This is a genomic window from Mariniflexile litorale (assembly GCF_031128465.2).
GTDB lineage: Bacteria > Bacteroidota > Bacteroidia > Flavobacteriales > Flavobacteriaceae > Mariniflexile > Mariniflexile litorale.
The window spans coordinates 2,699,112-2,716,707 of sequence record NZ_CP155618.1 but is presented as its reverse complement, the minus strand read 5'-3'; the positions used below and the strand labels follow the sequence as shown (position 1 = coordinate 2,716,707).

The 17,596-nt window shown below is 32.7% G+C and carries 17 protein-coding genes; 4 read left to right on the top strand and 13 right to left on the bottom strand.

Going from position 1 to position 17,596, the window contains the following annotated elements:
* Nucleotides 1-17 precede the first annotated feature (17 nt).
* The 3 genes from QLS71_RS11200 to QLS71_RS11190 form a co-directional block, all read right to left on the bottom strand.
* On the bottom strand, nucleotides 18-977 hold the full coding sequence (locus QLS71_RS11200; RefSeq protein ID WP_308993051.1) for a DUF3078 domain-containing protein: 960 nt from the start codon (nucleotides 975-977) through the stop codon (nucleotides 18-20).
* Nucleotides 978-1,050: 73 nt separating this feature from the next.
* Nucleotides 1,051-2,229: an AIR synthase related protein gene (locus tag QLS71_RS11195; RefSeq protein ID WP_308993050.1), complete on the bottom strand. Its 1,179-nt coding sequence runs from the start codon at nucleotides 2,227-2,229 to the stop codon at nucleotides 1,051-1,053.
* Nucleotides 2,230-2,408: 179 nt separating this feature from the next.
* On the bottom strand, nucleotides 2,409-4,595 hold the full coding sequence (locus tag QLS71_RS11190) for a glutamine synthetase III (RefSeq protein ID WP_308993049.1): 2,187 nt from the start codon (nucleotides 4,593-4,595) through the stop codon (nucleotides 2,409-2,411).
* 260 nt (nucleotides 4,596-4,855) lie between these two features.
* On the opposite strand from QLS71_RS11190, the gene QLS71_RS11185 reads away from it, so the two are divergent.
* The gene (locus QLS71_RS11185; protein WP_308993048.1) at nucleotides 4,856-5,878 is read left to right on the top strand and encodes a glutamine synthetase beta-grasp domain-containing protein; all 1,023 of its coding nucleotides are present in this window, start codon (nucleotides 4,856-4,858) and stop codon (nucleotides 5,876-5,878) included.
* 75 nt (nucleotides 5,879-5,953) lie between these two features.
* On the opposite strand, the gene QLS71_RS11180 is transcribed toward QLS71_RS11185, so the two are convergent.
* Nucleotides 5,954-6,901, bottom strand: coding sequence for a calcium/sodium antiporter (locus QLS71_RS11180; RefSeq protein WP_308993047.1), 948 nt, complete (start codon nucleotides 6,899-6,901; stop codon nucleotides 5,954-5,956).
* Between the two features lie 238 nt (nucleotides 6,902-7,139).
* Between QLS71_RS11180 and QLS71_RS11175 the strand changes: the two genes are divergently transcribed.
* Both QLS71_RS11175 and QLS71_RS11170 read left to right on the top strand, forming a co-directional pair.
* Nucleotides 7,140-7,499 (top strand): BlaI/MecI/CopY family transcriptional regulator, encoded by a 360-nt coding sequence (locus tag QLS71_RS11175; RefSeq protein ID WP_308993046.1) that lies wholly within the window; start codon nucleotides 7,140-7,142, stop codon nucleotides 7,497-7,499.
* Between the two features lies 1 nt (nucleotide 7,500).
* Complete coding sequence (locus tag QLS71_RS11170) at nucleotides 7,501-9,315, top strand: M56 family metallopeptidase (protein WP_308993045.1); 1,815 nt, start codon at nucleotides 7,501-7,503, stop codon at nucleotides 9,313-9,315.
* Nucleotides 9,316-9,452: 137 nt separating this feature from the next.
* On the opposite strand, the gene QLS71_RS11165 is transcribed toward QLS71_RS11170, so the two are convergent.
* The 9 genes from QLS71_RS11165 to QLS71_RS11125 all read right to left on the bottom strand — a co-directional run bounded on the left by QLS71_RS11165 (nucleotide 9,453) and on the right by QLS71_RS11125 (nucleotide 16,128).
* Nucleotides 9,453-10,505 (bottom strand): oxidoreductase, encoded by a 1,053-nt coding sequence (locus QLS71_RS11165; RefSeq protein WP_308993044.1) that lies wholly within the window; start codon nucleotides 10,503-10,505, stop codon nucleotides 9,453-9,455.
* An 80-nt stretch (nucleotides 10,506-10,585) separates the two neighbouring features.
* Nucleotides 10,586-11,281, bottom strand: a complete 696-nt coding sequence (locus QLS71_RS11160; RefSeq protein WP_308993043.1) for an SCO family protein — start codon at nucleotides 11,279-11,281, stop codon at nucleotides 10,586-10,588.
* Entirely contained in the window at nucleotides 11,259-11,888 is a 630-nt protein-coding gene (locus QLS71_RS11155; protein WP_308993042.1) for a hypothetical protein, read from the bottom strand. The genes QLS71_RS11160 and QLS71_RS11155 overlap by 23 nt, the downstream gene beginning before the upstream one ends.
* The gene (locus QLS71_RS11150) at nucleotides 11,888-12,631 is read right to left on the bottom strand and encodes a YHYH protein (RefSeq protein WP_308993041.1); all 744 of its coding nucleotides are present in this window, start codon (nucleotides 12,629-12,631) and stop codon (nucleotides 11,888-11,890) included. Before QLS71_RS11150 ends, QLS71_RS11155 begins: the two co-directional genes overlap by 1 nt.
* Before the next feature lie 101 nt (nucleotides 12,632-12,732).
* Nucleotides 12,733-14,190 (bottom strand): CotH kinase family protein, encoded by a 1,458-nt coding sequence (locus tag QLS71_RS11145; protein WP_308993040.1) that lies wholly within the window; start codon nucleotides 14,188-14,190, stop codon nucleotides 12,733-12,735.
* 35 nt (nucleotides 14,191-14,225) lie between these two features.
* Nucleotides 14,226-14,504, bottom strand: a complete 279-nt coding sequence (locus QLS71_RS11140; RefSeq protein ID WP_308993039.1) for an EF-hand domain-containing protein — start codon at nucleotides 14,502-14,504, stop codon at nucleotides 14,226-14,228.
* 131 nt (nucleotides 14,505-14,635) lie between these two features.
* A complete protein-coding gene (locus QLS71_RS11135) occupies nucleotides 14,636-15,172 on the bottom strand; it encodes a hypothetical protein (protein WP_308993038.1) in 537 nt (178 codons plus the stop codon).
* Nucleotides 15,173-15,189: 17 nt separating this feature from the next.
* On the bottom strand, nucleotides 15,190-15,501 hold the full coding sequence (locus QLS71_RS11130; protein WP_308993037.1) for a hypothetical protein: 312 nt from the start codon (nucleotides 15,499-15,501) through the stop codon (nucleotides 15,190-15,192).
* Nucleotides 15,502-15,549: 48 nt separating this feature from the next.
* Nucleotides 15,550-16,128 carry an RNA polymerase sigma factor gene (locus QLS71_RS11125; RefSeq protein ID WP_308993036.1) on the bottom strand — a complete coding sequence of 193 codons (579 nt, stop codon included), beginning with the start codon at nucleotides 16,126-16,128 and terminating at the stop codon, nucleotides 15,550-15,552.
* Between the two features lie 239 nt (nucleotides 16,129-16,367).
* On the opposite strand from QLS71_RS11125, the gene QLS71_RS11120 reads away from it, so the two are divergent.
* Complete coding sequence (locus QLS71_RS11120) at nucleotides 16,368-17,582, top strand: methyltransferase domain-containing protein (RefSeq protein WP_308993035.1); 1,215 nt, start codon at nucleotides 16,368-16,370, stop codon at nucleotides 17,580-17,582.
* The last annotated feature ends 14 nt before the right edge of the window (nucleotides 17,583-17,596 follow it).

Here is a 17,596-nt window from a genome sequence, read left to right as displayed (position 1 = left end):
CTAACAATAAATCAACTTTAAAAATCTACCGCAAAACCAATACCTAAAAACTGTTTCCATTGCACTTTAGCACCAGCTTCGTCGTTAACACCCTCAACATCGGTTGGTTTAGTTGTTTTTACATCATCGTCATATCTTAAATGAGAACCAAGTGTTGCTTTTACAAAATTGTTCACTTTAAAATCGAAGTCAAGCTTCCAGTCTACATCAACATTTCCAAAATTATTCACATAATCAGAATAAAGACTTACTTGCTGCTTCACTTTAATATTTGTAGCAACTTCCATTTCATAGCTATTGTTTATTAAAATACCTAGCTCTTTTTTAACACGCTCTCCTGGAATAAGCACATTTCCTTCATCATCATAAACCGCAGGTATAACTCCAAATTTACCTGCATTTGCCAAATCTTCATCCAGTACGAATGTCGCTTTTAATGTTAAAGGTGAAAAATAAAAAGACATTTTATCTATATTTTTTCCATACTCCATACCACCACCAAAGAACAAGTATCCAGGTGCTAAAAACCTAGAAATAGGAATATCTTTATCTGGATATTTATAACCGTTTGCTAGCTGGGTTCTAAAATTAAGTTTGGCCGAATAAAACCAATTTGAAACACTATCAGGCTTAAAGCCAATATCTGAATTTAACTCAAACAAATCGTCTGTTTTCCTTAACTCTCTAGCCTCTTGCTTATTAACCCCATATTTAATTACCGCATTGTTTCTCCATGAAAAATAGGTATCAGTATAATTAGCTGAAGATTCCACTCCTAAAAGACCAGAAATAGAATTACTACCCCCTGAATTCCAATTAACAAAAGTAACTTCACTTAAATTTACCGAAGCTTTGTTTTTTTGAATCCATTCAGGACCGCTATATTTGGGTGCTTTTGTTCTTAAAAATAAAGTGTCTGGTTGAGATTGTGCAAGCTGAAAAAAGAAACAAACAGCTATTAATAAAACATGCTTCATAATATGTAAGGTTGGCTTTTAATAAATTACGTTTTTATCAATAATCATTCCGTTTTAATGAAAAAGACGAAATTTAATAATTAAACTCCCCAAACTCACTTTTTATTGTAAGCTTTTTAGTTTTTGATGCTTCAACACGACCTATTATTTTCGCATTAACATTAAAGGATTTTGAAATACTAACAATATTTTCTGCAATTTCTGGTGACACATACAACTCCATTCGGTGTCCACAGTTAAATACTTGATACATTTCTTTCCAATCGGTTTTAGACTGTTCTTGTATTAATTTAAATAATGGCGGAATGGGGAACATATTATCTTTAATAATATGAAATTCATCAACAAAATGAAGAATTTTGGTTTGTGCACCCCCTGAACAATGTACCATGCCGTGAATATTATCACTATTATATACCGATAATATTTTTTTGATGATGGGTCCATAGGTTCGTGTTGGAGATAACACCAGTTTCCCGGCATCTATTGGAGAACCTTCAACAGCATCTGTTAATTTTATATTTCCAGAGTACACCAAGTCTTCTGGAACAGACGCATCAAAACTTTCTGGGTATTTATAAGCTAAATACGTATTAAAAACATCGTGACGCGCAGAGGTTAGTCCATTACTACCCATACCACCGTTATAGGCTTTTTCATAAGTTGCTTGCCCGTAACTTTCTAAACCTACAATAACATCCCCAGCTTGAATGTTGGCATTATTAATTATATCGCTACGCTTCATACGTGCAGTTACAGTAGAATCAACAATAATGGTACGTACCAAATCACCCACATCGGCTGTTTCACCTCCTGTTGAATGAATGGTTATTCCGAAATTTTTTAATTCAGAAATCAACTCTTCTGTACCATTAATAATTGCAGAAAGCACTTCGCCAGGAATTAAGTTTTTATTTCTACCGATGGTTGATGATAACATAATATTATCAGTAGCACCAACACATAACAAATCGTCAATATTCATGATCAAGGCATCTTGAGCAATCCCTTTCCAAACAGAAATATCACCTGTTTCTTTCCAATACATATATGCAAGTGAGGATTTTGTACCCGCACCATCAGCATGCATAATCAAACAATAATCATCGTCATTTGTTAAATAATCTGGAACTATTTTACAGAATGCTTTTGGGAATAACCCTTTATCGATATTTTTAATAGCATTGTGAACATCTTCTTTTGATGCAGAGACGCCGCGTTGTGCATAGCGTTTAGAAACTTCTTGACCCATAGTATTGTATTGAGCTGCAAAGTTAATTTTTTGAATTAAAAAACCCCGCTTTTTACAACGGGATTTTATTAATTGTACTTGTATGGTATTTAAAGTTGCGTTAGGGATTGAAGTGGAAAGCCCACAGCGAGGAACGAGCGAGGACTTGCAACGAAAAGCCCGTGTGGTAACGCCCAAATTTATCTTGTAAACAACAGCTCTCTATATTTAGTTAATGGCCAAATCTCATCGTCCACTAACAATTCTAATTTATCGCAGTGTTTACGAATATCATCGAACAAAGGTTTTACTTGGTAACAATAGGCTAAAGCTTTTTCTTCTATGTTTTCTATTGTATTTGCTTTTCTACGTTCGTCAGTCATTTTTGTAACATTTGTATTAATACCTTCAATATGACTTGAAATAATTTTAATTAAATTAATTTGCTCTTGCGATACCGTTTTGAAACTATCTTCAAAAATTTCTTTTAAGCCTTTAACGTTTTCAATTAAAATGTTTTGATATTTTACCGCCGTTGGCACAATATGATTACGGGCTATATCACCTAACACACGACCTTCGATTTGAATATGCATGATGTAGGCTTCCATTTCTATTTCATAACGTGCCTGCGATTCTATTTTAGTCATGACATTCATCTCCTCAAATAATGCTATTGATTTCTTTGAAATTTTAGCTTTTAAAGCTTCTGGCGTGCTTTTATTATTGCTTAACCCTCTTTTCTTCGCCTCATCTTCCCATTCTTTTCCATACCCATTACCTTCAAACAAAATAGCTTTCGTAGACTTTATATATTCCCTTAACACATTAAAAACAGCTTCGTCTTTTTTTAGCCCTTTTTTCTCAATTAAGAGATCTACTTCCTTCTTAAATTCTATTAACTGTTTGGCCACAATAGTATTTAAAACCGTCATAGGGTTTCCACAATTTGCCAAAGACCCAACTGCTCTAAACTCAAACTTATTACCTGTGAAAGCAAATGGCGATGTTCTATTTCTATCAGTATTATCTAATAAAACATCCGGTATTTTACCAACAACATTGAGTTTAAGCTCTGTTTTTTCTTCTGGTGACAACTTGCCTTTTGTAACCCCTTCTAACTCTTCCAAAACCTTAGTTAATTGCTGCCCAATAAATACCGACATAATAGCAGGAGGCGCTTCGTTTGCACCTAACCTATGATCATTGCTCGCTGATGCTATTGAAGCTCTTAACAATTCTTCATTTTCATGAACCGCTTTTATGGTGTTGATGAAAAAGGCTAAAAATTGCAAATTACTCATAGGCGTTTTTCCTGGCGCTAACAAATTAACCCCAGTATCGGTTGAAAGTGACCAGTTATTATGCTTACCAGAACCATTTATACCTGCAAATGGCTTTTCATGAAACAATACCTTGAAATTATGTCGAGAAGCCACACGCCCCATAATGTCCATTAATAATGAATTATGATCTACTGCTAAATTAGCTTCTTCGAAAATTGGAGCCAACTCAAATTGATTTGGAGCTACTTCATTATGACGCGTTTTAACAGGGATGCCCAAAAACATACATTCAGTTTCTAATTCGCGCATAAAATTTAAGGCTCTATTTGGTATAGATCCAAAATAATGATCATCTAACTGTTGCCCTTTTGCTGATGAATGTCCTAACAAGGTTCTTCCTGTTAGCGTAATGTCTGGCCTACTGGCAGCTAACATTTTATCAATTAAAAAGTATTCTTGTTCCCAACCTAATGAAGATGTTACTTTTTTTACGTTCTTATCAAAATATTTACACACATCGGTTGCTGCATTATCAACGGCATTTAAAGCTCTTAATAAAGGTGTTTTATAATCTAAAGCTTCACCAGTATAGGCCACAAATATGGTTGGTATACAAAGTGTTGTCCCATAAATAAATGCGGGCGACGTAGGATCCCAAGCAGTATAACCTCTTGCTTCAAAAGTATTTCGAATGCCACCACTTGGGAAGCTGGAAGCATCAGGTTCTTGCTGCACTAACTGACTACCTCCAAATTTTTCAATAGCCATACCATTACCTATAGTTTCAAAAAAAGCATCGTGCTTTTCGGCTGTAGTTCCTGTTAATGGCTGAAACCAATGTGTATAATGCGTAACACCTTTAGACAATGCCCAATCTTTCATAGAAGACGATACTTGGTCTGCAATATTTCTGTCAATTTTTTTTCCAAATTGAACGGCATTCATTACACCCACAAAGGCATCTTTAGTTAAGTATTGGCGCATGGTGTTTTCGTTAAAAACGTTTTTACCAAACAAATCGGACCTACGCTCTTTCTCTTCAACCAAAATAGGCTTATTTGCAAGCGATTCTTTAATAGCATGAAATCTTAAAGTAGACATTAGCGGTATTTAATTAAATTATTGATTTTTTTACAAAAGTAATAATATCGTAAATATAACATATACAATATGTTTTCTTTGTGTTAAGAATTTTTCATTATTTATATAAAAAAATATACTTTTTATAATAGAAGCCTTAAAAAAATAGGGTATAAATAAAAATAACTTAGGTTTTCAGATTAACACCCCTGCAGATATGAAGTGTCTTAATAAAAATATATATTTGTTGAAACATTATTAATTTCTCATTTTAAAATATTATGGCAAAAATTAAATTAGAATACATTTGGTTAGATGGTTATTACCCAACTCAAAACATGAGAAGTAAAACCAAAGTAGAAGAACACGAAAACTTTAAAGGAACTCTTGATGAAATAGGAAATTGGTCTTTTGACGGATCTTCTACAAGACAAGCAGAAGGTGGATCTTCAGACTGTTTATTGGTGCCTGTAGCTATTTATCCAGATCCAGAACGTATCAATGGATATCTAGTAATGACTGAAGTTATGAATGCAGATGGAACACCTCACGTATCTAATGGTAGAGCTACTATTGATGATGCCGATGATGATTTCTGGTTTGGTTTTGAGCAAGAATATTTTATAATGGATACAGCAACTCAATTACCTCTAGGTTTCCCTGTTGGTGGATATCCTGCACCACAAGGTATGTACTACTGTTCTGTTGGTGGAAAAAATACACATGGTAGAGATTTAGTTGAAGAACATGCTGATTTATGTATTGAAGCTGGTTTGAATTTTGAAGGAATCAACCAAGAAGTTGCTTGTGGGCAATGGGAATTCCAATTATTCGCTAAAGGCGCAAAATTAGCTGGTGATGAATTATGGATTGCTAGATATTTATTAGATAGACTTACTGAAAAACATGGTTTCTATATTGAGTACCACCCAAAACCTCTTGGAAAAGACATGGATTGGAATGGTTCTGGTATGCACGCCAACTTCTCTAATACAACTTTAAGAACTTGTGGAGATAAAGATGTTTATGCTAAAATTTGTGAAGCGTTCCGCCCTGTTGTAAAAGAGCATATAGCTGTATACGGTGAGTTTAACGACCAACGTTTAACGGGTAAACATGAAACTGCTTCAATCCACGATTTCTCTTGGGGAGTTTCAGATAGAGGTGCTTCAATTCGTATTCCATTAATCGCCGTTAACAAAGGTTGGAAAGGTTGGCTAGAAGACAGACGTCCTGCTTCTAATGCTGATCCATACAAAATTGCTGCAAGAATTGTTAAAACTGTTAAATCTGCAAAGATTTAATATTAAAATACATTTGTTCATAATAAAAAAGGGTTTGCAAATTGCAAACCCTTTTTTATTCACTTTACTTTTATATTACTTTCCATTAGTAAACAATAACGTCATAAAAATTCCATAACATAAAACCAAAAAGAAACCTTTAACTTTATTTATCTCAAACTTTTTACCAAGAAAAACTAAAGGAAATAACACAAAGGCAAAACCTAACATCCAGAAAATATCGTTTGATAATATTAAAGGCTCAGTTACAGGTATTGGTTTTATAATTGCTGTTAATCCTAAAACTGAAGCAATATTAAAAATATTTGATCCAATTAAATTACCTAAAGAAATGGCTTTTTCTTGTTTAGCTGCTGCAATTATAGATGCAGCCAATTCTGGAACACTGGTACCTATCGCTATTAAAGAAACCCCGATCACCGCTTCACTAACACCTATGGATAAGGCAATAGTTTTAGCACCATCAACCAACCACTCACTCCCAAAATACAACGCTAGAGCACCAATAAACAACCATGTTCCTATTTTAAAATTAGAAACAACAGCCAAGGTATCATCCACTTCCTCAACTATAGCATCGTTTTTTGTATTTCTAATCAAGATTATTAAAAATATAATCAAACCTAAAAATAGTATCACCCCTTCGAAAGATGAAAGTATATTATCATTTTTTAGAAAATAGTACAATACAATGGAAAACACCATCATAACAGGCCAATTTAGTTTGTAAAATGATTTATCTACCGCAATAGCACTCACCATGGCAGTAATACCTAACACCAAGCCTATGTTGGCAATATTAGACCCCACGACATTGGTAATAGCTATAGCAGGAGACCCCGATAAGGCTGCTTGCAAACTCACTAATAATTCGGGTGCCGACGTGGCGAATGAAACTACCGTCATCCCTATTACCATTTTAGAGATATTGAACTTAAATGATAAAGCCACCGACGACCTTACTAGAAACTCACCTCCTATTACTAATAATGTAAATCCTAAAACGACCCAAACTATACTCATATTATTTTTTTTTTGCGAAGATAAATGAAAGTTAAAAGTTAGAAGTTAGAAGTTAAAAGTTTTTTGAAAACTTCAATTATAGTTAAATAACTATAAATTTAGTTGTTCAACTATAAAAACAGTTATATATTTGTTTGCGTTAGGGATAGTAGTGAAAATCCTTTTTGTAAGGCACGAGCAAAAAGATTGTAACGTATAGCCCGACCCTTGTGGTAACGCCCAAAATATTATAAATACAATGGAAAAATTAACAAACAAAGAAGAAGAGATTATGCATATTTTATGGAAACTTGAAAAAGCTTTTGTAAAAGATGTGTTGGCAGAAATAAAAGAAGAACAGCCTCACTACAACACGCTTTCTACCATTATTAGAAATTTAGAAGAGAAGGGTTATGTTAGCTATAACGCCTATGGAAAAACACACCAATACTACCCTATTGTAACAAAAGAAGACTATAGAAAAGGTTTTATGAATGTAGCTATTAACAACTACTTTAATAATTCCTATAAAAACATGGTATCGTTTTTTGCAAAAGAAGAAAAAATAAGTGTTGAAGATCTTAAAGAGATTATTGCTTTAATTGAAAAAGACAAATAACATGGAATATCTTTTAAAAACGAGTGCCGTTATTACTATTTTTTATCTGTGCTACAAACTGTTTTTACAGCGTGATACGTTTTTTGAATTTAATAGAGTTTTTCTTTTACTAGGCATTCTAACAGGATTTCTTATTCCTTTTGTTGTTATTCCTATTTATATCGAGTATACACCTATAGACCTATCTAATTTTACTACTGATGCTTATATAGCGTCAGAAACCATTGAAGAATCTTTTAAATTACTAGACCTCATTTCTATTATATATGTATTGGGAGTTATTGTATTTTCCATCCGTTTTGTGGTTCAATTAATATCCTTGTCTCGTGTAATCATAAAAAATAAGCGTGAAAAACAAAGTCATTTTACAATTATTACAACTACTAATAACATTTTGCCTTTCTCTTATTTTAAATGGATTGTTTTAAACCCTGCTCTATTTAACAAAGAAGAACTAAAGCAAATTATAGCGCATGAAATTGTTCATGTTAAACAATATCATTCTATAGATAATATATTAACACAACTTGCTTGTATTGTACTTTGGTTTAATCCTTTTATTTGGCTCTACAATAAAGATTTAAAACAAAATTTAGAATTTATTGCCGACCAAAATGCACAAAAAGAAACTAACTGTAAAAAAAGTTACCAATACACCTTATTAAAAACAAGTATGCCAAAACATCAATTGGCAATTACAAATAATTTTTATAACTCATTAATCAAAAAACGAATCGTTATGTTGCACAAATCAAAATCAAAGAAAATAAATCAACTAAAATATGCCTTGGTAATCCCTCTATTAGCTCTGTTTTTAATGAGTTGCAATACTAAAAAAATTTATGTTAAAGTAGACACTCCTTTTGAAAAGTTAGAAAACGATACAACATTATTAAAAAGAACTAGTCAAAAAATTTCTGGTATAGTTACTAATAAAGAAGGTTTAGGATTACCTGGAGTAAATATAATTATTGAAGGAAAAAATAAAAGCACTGTAACTAATTTTGATGGAGATTACATAATAGAGGCAGAAAAAGAAGACATACTTATTATTAGTTTTAAAGGAATGTTGACTCAAAAAATTACAGTAGATACTATAACTCTACTTAATATTCAGTTACAACCAGAAAACACAAAAACTCAAACAAGAATTAGTGAAAGGGATACAGATACAATTAAACTAAGAAACAAAAATAATCCTAACTCAATAAGTGATAATCTTCTCTTTATTATAAATGGTAAAGAGTCTAAAAAAAGTGAATTTGATAAATTAAATTCTGAAAATATTAAAAAAATAGATATTCTTAAAGGAGAAGCAGCAAATAAGGCTTACGGTGATAAAGGTAAAAATGGTGTTATTATAATTACTACAAAAGGAAAAGCATCTGATATAAAAGTAATTGAGTATAGCAATGCATCGGATTCAAATAAAAATATAAAAATTGGTCATAAAATTGAAATTGATAGTTACAAACAACCTTTGATTATTGTTGATAGTAAGGAGCTACCTTATGAAAAACTAAAAAACATAAAACATAACAACATTAAATCAATGAACGTTATAAAAGACGAAAAAGCTATAGAAAAAAATGGTGTTAAAGGAATAAATGGCGTGATTGAAATTACTACTGAAAATAATAAATGGCAAACAGAATTTATAGTACATAAACCTATGGCCGATGTAGTAGTGAGTGGATATGAAAAGAAATTAGATTCAATCAATCATGATTATATAAGAATAAAAGCTACATCTACCACAAAAGGGGAGTCTCCTTTAATTATTGTTGACGGTAAAAAAATATCTAACAAAAAATAAGAAGACATTGACAAAAAAAATATAAAATCAATTTACGTTTTAAAAGACAAAAAATCCACAGAAAAATACGGAAAGAAAGGTAAAAATGGAGTTGTTGAAATAACAACCAAAAAAAAATAAGGTAGTTTAAAAAAACATTATTCTTTAAAAGTAAGTATAGAAATTCGTCCTGCTCCTGCTGCATAGGCCGTACTATCATTTAAAAATCTTATAGTATAAAATCCTTCATCGCTTAAGTGTTTCCATGTATTTCCTGAATCGGCACTATAATCTATTCCTATAAACCCCATAGCAACCAGCTCCTTTCCTTCTCTGTTAGGAATGTATTGCACACAACTTGTATAACCAGGGTTTTGGTTTTGCCCCACCAATTCCCATGTTTTGCCGCCATTGGTTGTGCGTATTTTGTTTGCTGCATTATTGTCTGGTTTGGTGTAATCGCCACCTATAGCAAACCCGTTTAATTCATCATAAAAATCTATAGAATACAAACCTGTAGTTTCTAAACCTTGTACTATTGGTGTTTCAAAAGCATTCCATGTTTTTCCTTTATCAGCCGAATATAAAACTCTACTTGTTTTTCCTCCTGTTGCAACCCAAGTATGATTACCAACTATAGCTATATTTGTGTTACTAGCAGCAAAAGCGGCTTCACCTTCATTCGTTTTAGGAAGCACATCACAAGAAAGTTTCTTCCAGCTTTCACCACCATCTCTGGTGATAATAATGCTCATACATCCATCAATCGGATCGCCTATGGCTATACCTTCTTGGTTGTTCCAAAAATTTATAGCATTATAAAAGGCTTTGGTATGGTTTTCATAATAGACTAATTTCATACTACCAGTATCGCTGGTTTTATACAATAAAGTAGGGCTTTCAATGCTGAGCATAAAAAAATCAGTTGCTGTGTGTGCCACTGCTCTAAATTCTAAATTGAAACTATCTAACTCTTGTTTAGAAGTAACCCAACTATTTTTTAAAGGGTTATAAAGACCAAAGGCTCCATTATTGGCTGCAAAGGCTAAACTACCATCATTTAATATTTCAATGGCTCGGATACTTAATAATGAATCTTGTAAAAGTGTTTCTATTTCAACGTTTACAAAATTTCTTGGTTTGATGGGTTCCTTTTTTGCACAAGAAAACAACAAAATTATATATACAATAGAAGCACAAAGCTGTTTCATAAATTTTAATTTCTTATAAAAATAGAAAAGCTCCATGTAAAAACATGAAACCTTTCCAACTAAAAATCAATTCAACAAAATTAAATTTCTTTATTTAGCGTTTTTACATCTGTAACTAACTGTGCCATAGACGCTCTATTCAAACCATTGTAAATCCCTCGAATGTGTTTCTTTTTGTCAATTAACAAGAAGTTTTCGGAGTGTAAAAAGTCGTTAATATCTTTTGGAGTACCTAAATCGTTTTCTACAAAATACTGGTTTCTTCCTAAATTGTAAATTTGTATTTTATCACCCGTTACTAAGTGCCATTTATTATCAACAACACCATGCATTTTTGCGTATTGTTTAAGCACAGGAACAGAGTCTAATGTTGGTGTTACAGAATGGGATAAAAATAATATGTCACTATCATTTATAAATTCTTCTTGCAGCTTAAACATATTACTCGTCATTTGCGGACAAATACCTGGACAACTCGCAAAAAAGAAGTCGGTAATATATATTTTATTCTCAAACGTTTTTTGAGTTACAATTTTTCCTAACTGATTTGTTAATTTAAAATCAGGGATTTTATGAAACTCTTTTTCCTCTTTGCTATTTGGAGTTAACCAATGTGGCGTAAAAGACTCATCATTATAGAATGGCAGAAAATCCACTCTACTCGTTTTTACTTCTATAACTGGTTCTTTTTTTACTTCATTTTTACACCCAACAACGAGTATTAATAATAAAGTTAAAATCCAATAATTTATTTTAATTTTTAATAACCACTTCATTTTCTAATTGATAACATAAGTTAGACCTTAGTAAACCAAAAACACGACCATTTTTGGCTTCATAATTAATATACAGGGTACCGTTTTTTAACCACGCTTGTTGCATTCCATTTTCATTTCCATCTACCAAACGACGTAATTTAGATAATTGACCGTTCGCATGCCATTGCTTTTCTTCACCTTGCTTTAATCCGTTTTCATAAAAAGATGCTTCTGCTAGTTCGCCATTTTCCCACCAAACTTTATAAGCGCCTACCAATTTATTTTGATGATAAAATGATTCAACTCTAAGTATGCCATTTTCAGACCACCGTTTAGCGACACCTTGTCTTTTACCTTGATAAAAACCCAATCTTTCCTCTAAGCCACCATTGGCGTGAAATTTCAACGAATACCCATTATAAGGTTTGTTATTTAAATACCAAGTACCTTCCAATTGATTTAAAACCAATTGGCTTTTGGCAACTTCCATAGAATCTATTACAACACGAGTGTTAACATCGAATGTAACTGAACCGTTAGTAGCTGTATTATTTGAAGTTCTTTTACAATTGGTAAATGAAACTAAAAATAATAGCATAAAAAAAGACTTGATTATTGTTTTCATTAGTAACCTCTGTAAGGACCCGCAAATGCAATGTAAGATCCTGTTGTAGAATATATTTCGTTAATGATGTGATAATGATATTCTTCTTCTCCATCTGTATACTGCGTAGAAGCTGTGTGACCTCCTGAAGCATCTAAATTGGTTGGATATGTTCCTGTAGAACTACACTTCCTACCATAAAGAAACACACCATCTTTTAGTATTCCTACTAAACTTGAGTCATCATCAGTAAATGCTTTTGGTTCTAAATGATAATGATAAACCCCAGGACCAATATGAGCACCCGTCCAATCTAAACTAGCTGCTGCTTGGTTTAAAGCGCCATTCCCTTCTTGGTCATTAAATATTGACGCACCACTTACGGCGATACCAATAGTATTTAACTGTGTAGAAACGGAATTTCCAGTTAAGTTTGGAGTCGCATCCACGGTCATGGTCGTCGCGTTATTATTACTTGACATGATGCTTGGTGTTGCTTGTACTGTGGACTCTTGCATATATAGACTATGCCCTTCACCCCAATAAACAGTTTTATGATTAGGCAAACCAGTTGTTTCAATAACAACGTTTGAACCGCTTAGATAAATAGTTACAGCATCTTTATTAAATGCTTCAAAAGCAGCATGTAATTCTGTTATAACTTCTTCTTCCATTTCATCATTAGGGCTACCATCACTTGAACAAGCAACAAAAGCCAATACCATTAAACTAATCAACATTGATAATTTCAATACGTTTTTCATTTGATTTTTTTTTGTTTTTAATTTAGATGTGTTATTATTAAAAAACTTGTGGTTAATCTGTTTTTCTTTAAAAAAGACTAACCAATTCAACGTTTTTCTATCTAATTATTTAAGTAATTATTTACTGCTGTTGCTCTAGATGACACATGACTTTTTAATTGATTTATAGCCGTATAAAAATCTGAACTAGAATTTAAAAAAGTATAACCAGAAACTTCGGTAGTTGCATAGGGCTCAATTAAAGTTGAATATGAAGTGTAAAGCGATTGCATACTGTTGGTGTTGAAGGAACCATCGACAGCTTCTTGAACATAACTATCATATTTAGCTTTATAAACGCTATCGTTGTATAAGTAACCAATTAACGGCCATTGACTTGCTGATATATCTGAAAAATCGAGTGCAGGCGATCCTCCTTGTTTACCTTCTTGAAGCGCTTCATTATTATCCCATGGAATCCAAGTTAATTTATTAGTATCTGGATTATTATATAAATAATAGTTATGAGTCATTCTACCATAAGTATCCCAATTTTGAATGACGGTATTTACGGCTAAATATTTTAAGAACACATCGGTATCAAAAACGGCTTCTAAATTAGTTCGCCATGTAGCTGCATCGGTAGTTCTTGAGTCATCATGTAATATTGATAATAAGCTTTCAACATCTGAAAAATCTGCTTCATCTTCATTATTCTTCTTTACATATTCATCTTCATCATAGGTACCGTTAGCAAAACTTGCAGCATCGCCATCTGGTTTGTATAAGTTTCCATCATCACTAGAAAATTGAGTATCGACAACCGTATCATCAACTTCTTCTACCAACGTATACACTCCAAAATATTGAGAACCATCACCATGATCTACATAAACCGTGTAAAATGCTGTATGCGACCCTACTAAACCTGAATTTCTAAACACGTCCATCGCCACTTTTTCTCGAAGCATCGATGTGTCGTCGTAATTATTTTTAAGACTTAATTTTTTAAAGCCATAAAAACGTTGATTCTTTATTTGTGGATAATCATCTTCAAATTCATCAAAATCAAGTTTGAATGATAATTTTAAAATACCCGCTTGCCAACTCGATTGCAAACTTGAGTTCCCTTTAAAACGAACGCCCACACGGTACCATTCTTTTCCATTATAAAAAACTTCAGCTGGCACAAAAATAGGATCTTCGTCAATTTCTGTTAATCCGCCACTGGCTGATCCAACGCCACCTGGCCCAACTGAATTCCCCCCAAATGTTCCGTAAAGGCTTGTCATATCATCTAGCATCGCTTGCCAACGTGCTTCTGTAACAACGATATCTAATCTTTTCACGGCATTATCATCAAAAACTTCATCAAAATTTGGATCTGCATCTTTACTGTGTGTTTCCGAAGTCCAATCTGTGGCTTCAAAATCGGTATCATCTATAATGACTGCTATTTCTTCGTCTTCCATCGCTTCTACCACAGCAGAATCGTCATTACTACAAGCAGTAAAACAAGCAATAAGCATAACAAAAACCGTTGTTTTTATCACTATTTTAATTGAATTTATTCTTTTCATATTTCTAGTGTTTAGGGTTATTTATATGCTACGGTCTATCTTCTTTTTGGCTTCGGCGCTTTCTTTAATTCCTCTTCAGTAATAAAACCATCTTTATCGGCATCAACTTTTTCAAAATGATCTTTTAGAGGTCCCTCTATTTCTTCTTTAGAAAGTTTACCATCATCATTGGCATCCATCTTTTTTAATAACTCCTTAAAAGTTGGTGGTTCTTTTCTATCGTCTCTTTTCTCCGATTGCCCAAAGGTGTTATTCGTCATAAATAATGCAATTCCAAAAACTAATACTGCTGTTCTTAATCTGTTACTTTTCATCTTTAATATTTTATTGTTATGTTCTTTTAGATGCCCTTCTATGATTTAACTTGTGGTTAGATTTGTTAAAAAAATCACAAAAAAAAGACCCTCAATATCTTGAGGGCCTTAAAGCTTTGTTTCTAAGTTTTTTAATGATTCGGCGGTGGCAATCTGTTACCTTCTGGTCCTCCAAGATGCGGAAGTCTTTGCCCATCAGGGCCACCTTCCCGCGGTGCTGGTCTATCCCCTTGTTCTCTACCTTTATGAAGGGCATCCTTTATAATGCTTTTAAATTTTTCCTTTTGTTTATCGTTACACAATTCTTGAATACTTCTAAAATGATAAAATGCTTCTTTATCTAATTCTTTTTCTTTTAATCCTATTAAGGCTGTAATAGAATCTACAACTTTTTCATCGACATCAATATCAGACAACCTATTAAATAAGGCGTCTTTTAATTCTTTTACACCATCATTAATACGCATCATTTTTTTATGATGCTTTTTATTTAAAAACTGCATTTCTTGTAACTGCTCATCATCAAAATTGAGTTGCTTAATAACAAAGCTCATGGGGTCTTTACCTTCTTTTTTCACGTCTGGTTTTCCTAAATAATTATACAAGAAAAAACCATTAACAATTATTAAAAAGAATAGTAAAACATATAAAAGTATATTTTTTTTCATCTGTTTAGATTTATTTTTTAGTTTAAAAATGAGGTTTCAGTACTTGTAGAAAACCCATAAGTATCAGCAAATTCATTAATATTTTCATCATAAGACGATGCTTTTATTTGAGTAAATGCTATCACATTCAAAATAACAACACAGGACAAAGTAGCCAATTGTAATTTTGGTGAAAACCAATTTCTAGTTGTTACTATTTCTTCCTTTTCTGTAAATAAACGTTGCATGGTTTTATCCTTAAAAAAAGGAGACACGTTTGCGGTTTCAATAGCATCTATAACATTTAAAGTGCTATCTATTTTGTTTTGTATGTCTTTATTTGTTTCCATTTTATTGTGCTATACTATTTTAGATGCCATATTTTAAAAAAACTTGCGCTACTTATTATTTTTATAAAAATTCTCTAAAGAATCTTGTAAATTCTTTTTTGCTCGAAACATTAATGATTCTACCGACGATAAACTTTTCTCGGTAATATCACAAATTTCCTGATAACTCATACCGTCCACCTTACTTAACGAAAACACGACTTTCTGAGCTTCTGGCAATTGATTTATAGCCTTAAAAAGGATTTCGCTTTTCTCTTTGTTTTCTAATAAAATCCCCGGATGATTCATTTCTGTAAAATAGCGACTCTTATCTATTGGAATCTCATTTCCAAAAAGCGATTGCATAAAAGCAAAACGCTTTTTCGTATTCCGCTTTCTAATAAATTCTAAACATTTATTGGTCGTGATTTTATAAATCCAAGTAGATAGTTTCGAATTCCCTTTAAATTTATGAATCGAATTAAAAACTTCCATAAAAACATCTTGTGCAATATCTTCGGCATCTTCTTTATTGGGTACAAATGAAATGCAGGTAGCAAAAACCTTTTGCTGAAAATCGTCTATTAACTTGCCATACGCATTCGCGTTATGGTTTTGTAAGCCTTCTATAAATTCGTTTTCAGTCAAAAAATTATAAATCTGATTTAAATTCCCGTATTAACGAGAATAACAATTTCAATCGAACCATCAAAGCGATGCTTTGATGGCATCCTTTTTAATTTAGATGCCGTTAAAAATAAAAACTTGCGCTAGATTCTTGAAGTTTTTCAAATGTATATAAAATGGTGTTATGTAACGAAATAAGTTATTAACCACTTATTTAATACACATTTAAAAACGTACCTTTGCACCCTTATTTATAAACGATGCGATTACACAGAAATTTATGCTTTTCGGTTATTGATGGATTAACCTTGATTTTTAATGAAGGAAAGTATGCCGATAAAGTTATTCAACAATTATTAAAACGTGATAAACGTTGGGGCGCTCGCGACCGTGCATTTGTTGCAGAAACCACCTATGATATTGTACGCTGGAAACGCCTTTATGCCGAAATTGCTGAAGTTAAAGAACCTTTTGATAGAGATAATTTATGGAGAATGTTTGCTGTTTGGGCAACCTTAAAGGGCATAAAATTACCAGATTGGAAATATTTTGAAGGGACTCCTTTACGCAAAATAAAAGGACGCTTTGATGAATTATCTAAAATAAGAAAATTTAAAGAATCTATCCCCGACTGGATGGATGAGATAGGAAGAAAAGAATTAGGCGATGCTGTATGGAGTAAAGAAATAGCTGCTCTAAACCAACAAGCCGATGTTGTGCTAAGAGTAAACACACTAAAAACTACCAAAGAAAAACTTCAAACTGAACTGTTTGATTTAGATATAGAGTGTGATTTTTTACCAGACTATCCAAATGCTTTAAAACTAAAAGAACGTGCTAATGTATTTTCTACCGAAGCATTTAAAAATGGTTTCTTTGAGGTGCAGGATGCTTCCTCACAATTAGTTGCTGAATTTTTAAATGTAGAACCAGGCATGCGCGTTGTAGATGCTTGTGCAGGTGCAGGTGGCAAAACACTTCACATTGCCTCTCTTATGGAAAATAAAGGGCAAATTATTGCGATGGATATTTATGACAACAAACTTCATGAGTTAAAGCGTCGTGCCAAACGAAACGGCGCTCATAATATTGAACCTCGCGTTATCGATTCCACAAAAGTTATTAAAAAACTATATGATAAGGCAGACCGCGTTTTAATTGACGCACCTTGTTCTGGCCTAGGGGTTCTACGTAGAAACCCTGATGCTAAATGGAAACTACAACCCGAATTTATTGATAAAATAAAGAAAACGCAACAAGAAATTTTACAACAATATTCTAGAATGGTAAAAGTGGGCGGGCAACTAGTTTATGCTACTTGTTCGGTATTACCTTCTGAAAACCAAGAGCAAGTTGAAAAATTTTTAGCTTCCGAAGTTGGGGCAAATTTCACACTTAAAAAAGACAACAAAGTGCTCTCACATAAATCTGGTTATGACGGATTTTATATGGCGCTTTTAGAAAGAAAATCATAACACACTAAAGCGAC

Coding starts and splice junctions, on each gene's coding strand:
- QLS71_RS11200 (WP_308993051.1), bottom strand. CDS start 977: ATGAAGCATGTTTTATTAATAGCTGTTTGTTTCTTTTTTCAGCTTGCA.
- QLS71_RS11195 (WP_308993050.1), bottom strand. CDS start 2,229: ATGGGTCAAGAAGTTTCTAAACGCTATGCACAACGCGGCGTCTCTGCA.
- QLS71_RS11190 (WP_308993049.1), bottom strand. CDS start 4,595: ATGTCTACTTTAAGATTTCATGCTATTAAAGAATCGCTTGCAAATAAG.
- QLS71_RS11185 (WP_308993048.1), top strand. CDS start 4,856: ATGGCAAAAATTAAATTAGAATACATTTGGTTAGATGGTTATTACCCA.
- QLS71_RS11180 (WP_308993047.1), bottom strand. CDS start 6,901: ATGAGTATAGTTTGGGTCGTTTTAGGATTTACATTATTAGTAATAGGA.
- QLS71_RS11175 (WP_308993046.1), top strand. CDS start 7,140: ATGGAAAAATTAACAAACAAAGAAGAAGAGATTATGCATATTTTATGG.
- QLS71_RS11170 (WP_308993045.1), top strand. CDS start 7,501: ATGGAATATCTTTTAAAAACGAGTGCCGTTATTACTATTTTTTATCTG.
- QLS71_RS11165 (WP_308993044.1), bottom strand. CDS start 10,505: ATGAAACAGCTTTGTGCTTCTATTGTATATATAATTTTGTTGTTTTCT.
- QLS71_RS11160 (WP_308993043.1), bottom strand. CDS start 11,281: ATGAAGTGGTTATTAAAAATTAAAATAAATTATTGGATTTTAACTTTA.
- QLS71_RS11155 (WP_308993042.1), bottom strand. CDS start 11,888: ATGAAAACAATAATCAAGTCTTTTTTTATGCTATTATTTTTAGTTTCA.
- QLS71_RS11150 (WP_308993041.1), bottom strand. CDS start 12,631: ATGAAAAACGTATTGAAATTATCAATGTTGATTAGTTTAATGGTATTG.
- QLS71_RS11145 (WP_308993040.1), bottom strand. CDS start 14,190: ATGAAAAGAATAAATTCAATTAAAATAGTGATAAAAACAACGGTTTTT.
- QLS71_RS11140 (WP_308993039.1), bottom strand. CDS start 14,504: ATGAAAAGTAACAGATTAAGAACAGCAGTATTAGTTTTTGGAATTGCA.
- QLS71_RS11135 (WP_308993038.1), bottom strand. CDS start 15,172: ATGAAAAAAAATATACTTTTATATGTTTTACTATTCTTTTTAATAATT.
- QLS71_RS11130 (WP_308993037.1), bottom strand. CDS start 15,501: ATGGAAACAAATAAAGACATACAAAACAAAATAGATAGCACTTTAAAT.
- QLS71_RS11120 (WP_308993035.1), top strand. CDS start 16,368: ATGCGATTACACAGAAATTTATGCTTTTCGGTTATTGATGGATTAACC.